Annotated in this window: 4 protein-coding genes and 1 pseudogene; 2 read left to right on the top strand and 3 right to left on the bottom strand. The window is 69.2% G+C overall.

The genetic code is table 11. The features are described from left to right. On the top strand, window positions 1-479 hold a 479-nt coding region (locus ACDELDRAFT_RS20945), incomplete at its 5' end, for a fumarylacetoacetate hydrolase family protein (RefSeq protein WP_005800123.1). 71 nt (window positions 480-550) lie between these two features. On the opposite strand, the gene ACDELDRAFT_RS20940 is transcribed toward ACDELDRAFT_RS20945, so the two are convergent. From ACDELDRAFT_RS20940 to ACDELDRAFT_RS20930, 3 genes are all read right to left on the bottom strand, one after another. Further along, complete coding sequence (locus ACDELDRAFT_RS20940; protein WP_005800121.1) at window positions 551-1003, bottom strand: YXWGXW repeat-containing protein; 453 nt, start codon at window positions 1001-1003, stop codon at window positions 551-553. 166 nt (window positions 1004-1169) lie between these two features. Beyond that, window positions 1170-1379, bottom strand: coding sequence for a hypothetical protein (locus ACDELDRAFT_RS20935; RefSeq protein ID WP_005800119.1), 210 nt, complete (start codon window positions 1377-1379; stop codon window positions 1170-1172). 242 nt (window positions 1380-1621) lie between these two features. Continuing rightward, window positions 1622-2353: a helix-turn-helix domain-containing protein gene (locus ACDELDRAFT_RS20930; protein ID WP_005800118.1), complete on the bottom strand. Its 732-nt coding sequence runs from the start codon at window positions 2351-2353 to the stop codon at window positions 1622-1624. A gap of 119 nt (window positions 2354-2472) precedes the next feature. Between ACDELDRAFT_RS20930 and ACDELDRAFT_RS20925 the strand changes: the two are divergent. Beyond that, window positions 2473-2886 (top strand): annotated as a pseudogene (locus tag ACDELDRAFT_RS20925) (hypothetical protein); the annotation flags it as partial.

Below are 2886 nucleotides of genomic sequence, written 5' to 3'. Positions count from 1 at the left end.
CCGAGCTGGTGTACGAACTGGGCGCCGATCTGCCCGAGCGCGCAACGCCGTACAGCGCTGCCGAGGTGCTGCAGGCCGTGGCATCGGTGCGTGCCGCCATCGAGGTCTGCGACACGCGCTACGCCGCATGGGCCCGGCAGGGCGAGTGGAGCCGCCTGGCCGACCAGGCCTGCCATGGCGCCCTGGTCGTGGGTTCGGGCACGACCGATGTGGCCGGGGTGCGGCCCTTGGAGCAATCGGTGAGCCTGGCTGTGAATGGAGCGGTGGTCGTGCAGCATGCCGCCTGGGGCAATCCGGCCGGCGACCCGCTGCGGCTGCTGCTATGGCTGGCCAACGTGGGCGCGCGCAGCCTGGGCGGCCTGCGCGCAGGGCAGTGGGTGACCACCGGTTCGTGCACCGGCACGGTGCTGGTGGCGCCGGGCACGCAGGTGGTGGCTGACTTTCCGGGCCTGGGCAGCGTGGAACTTTTGTTGGCCTAGCCCGAGGTCATGCGGCCGCGCACCCGCCGGGTGCGGGCGGTCGTGCCGGTGGACTGCCTGCTGGCGCGGCCTCAGTTGCGATAGGGGTTGTCGGGACGGCGGTCGTAACGGTTGGGCACGCCATCGCCATCACGGTCGCGGTCATGGCGGTTGGCCACACCGTCGCCGTCGCGGTCCCAGCCGCCGCGCTGCAGATTCCAGCGGCCGCCGTGTTCCACCCAGCGCGGCTCGCGGTAGTGGTAACCGGGGCGGGCCTTCACCCAGTAGCCCTGCAACCACACATGGCGGTGGCCGCGCCACTCCCAGTGGCCGGGCACCCACACCATGCCGCGCCGCGGCGGGGGTGCCATTTCATGGCGTGGCGGGGGCGGAGCCTGGTATTGCACGAGCACGGGCGCGGGCTGTTGGTAGCGCGGGCTGCCCGACTGGATGACGACGGTGGTGCCCACCTGTGCCTGAGCCGCCGTGGCGGCGGCCAGCGACAGCAGGGCAATGGAAGCAGCGGCGAGGGCAATGCGTGCCATGGTGTTCTCCTTGGAAGGGATTCCTTGCGGAACCGGGAGCCCTGATCGTGAGTACCTTTCGTCAAGCGGTTGTAGGGGCCATGCGAAGTTTTGTGACATGGTGTTTCGGTGCGCGCCATCCGCCTCCTGCCGCCCATGGGGCTGACCTGCCCCTGTGCCGGCCCGCTCACCGCACGGCGCGTTCCTCGCAGGACGAAACCCCGTGCACTTCGCCCAGCGGCGCAGGGCCGTTGCTCTGGCCCGCTTGGGCAGTGCCTGGCGTGGGCGCGGGGTAGCGCGCCGGCAGATCAGCGCACCGGGGCGCGCCGTGCATGGCGCGGCGCTGGTGTCCGGAATGGGCAGTTGGCTTCATGAAGATGCCGAGCGCCGCCGCCATGCTGCGTTGCAAACCTCGCGATGGCTACGGCCATCGCTGCGGTCCGCGCCTCGCCTGACGGCGGTTTCGACATCCTTGTTGCTTCAACGAACTTCCAATCCAAACACTGGTTTTGCATGAAAACCGGCTGTTGCGCTTGCTGCGTGTGCGTTGTTTGCTATCAAAAATAGAGTTTTTGGCGCTGGCTCAGTGGCTTCCGTGCCGTTCCGGTGCGGCAACGCCGCGGGGCTGGCACCGCCGTGTCAGCGTCGCATCCCGGCAAATGCCTCGAACTCCCAGCTGCGCATGGCCAGCAGCAGGGTGTAGCCCTCGCGTTCGCGTTCGGGCAGCTTCTGGTCGGCCAGGTGCTGCTGGGCAAAGTCCTGGGCCACGCGCTGCATGCGTTCCATGAAGGCGGGGGCCAGGGCGCGGCTGATGGCGCCGTGCACCAGCAGCACGCCTTCGCCAGGGCCGTCGAAGCCGCCGGCAAAGTAGTCGAGCAGGGCGTGGTCGCGGAAGTAGTTCATCACCGGGCCATGCGGCCGCCACCGGAAGGTCTTGGCCAGCTTGAGGCGGTAGCGGTTCAGCGGACGCAGCTCGATGATGCCGATGCGGTCGAGCTGGGCCAGGTACTTGACGCCCTCGGCCTCGGTGAGCCGGTAGGTGGTGGTCACCTGCTCCAGCGTCCATTGGCTCAGCACGCAAATCGCCATGAGCAGCAGCTTCTTGTCGGCCACCACGGCGCGCTCCTGCTCCTGGCTCAGTTCCTTGAGCAGCGGCTGGCTGTCGGCCACGCGCCGCGCCAGGTCGGCAAAGTCCAGCGCCAGGGCGCGGCAGATGGCATCGATGCGCGACAGCGGCATGTCGCCCTTGGCCAGCATGCGCTTCACGCTGGATTCGGCCATGCCCAGGGCCTGCGCCAGGTCGGCATAGGTCATCTGGGCGGTCTTGAGTTCCTTCTTCAGGGCGGCAACAAGGTCGGCGGTGGTGCTCATGGGTATCGATTATGGATACCGGGGGTGCCTCCGATGGCGTCTCGTGCAGCTTTGTGCCGTGCCACGCGACGGCCTTGCCCACACTGCGCGGCATCGCTCACTTCCGGTGGATCCACACCATGACCTCCCATGCTTTCTTTCCTGCCGCCAGACCCACGCGGCGCGAAGCCGCCCTGCTGCTGGGCGCGGCCCTTCTGCTGGCCCTGGCGGTGTGGGGGCCCGTGCTGCCTGCCAGCGCGCACCAGCACGGCTTTGCCGACCAGCGGGTGCTGTGGGGCCTGCCGTGCGCGCTTGATGTGTTGAGCAACCTGCCGTTCGCCATCGCCGGTGGGTGCGGCCTGTGGATGCTGGGCCGGCAGGAACGCGGCGTGGCCGATGGCGTGACGCGCGCCACCGCGGCCTTGTTCTTTGCCGGGCTGCTGCTCACTTCGGCCGGCTCCACCGTCTACCACTGGCACCCGGACGACGCCGGCCTGCTGTGGGACCGGCTGGGCATGGCGGCGGCCTTTGCCGGCTTGCTGGGCCTGGTTGTC

Source organism: Acidovorax delafieldii 2AN, from assembly GCF_000175235.1.
In the GTDB taxonomy this organism is placed as follows: Bacteria; Pseudomonadota; Gammaproteobacteria; order Burkholderiales; family Burkholderiaceae_C; genus Acidovorax; species Acidovorax delafieldii_B.
The sequence above is the reverse complement of the archived record's forward strand: the minus strand, read 5'-3'. Positions and strand labels throughout refer to the sequence as shown.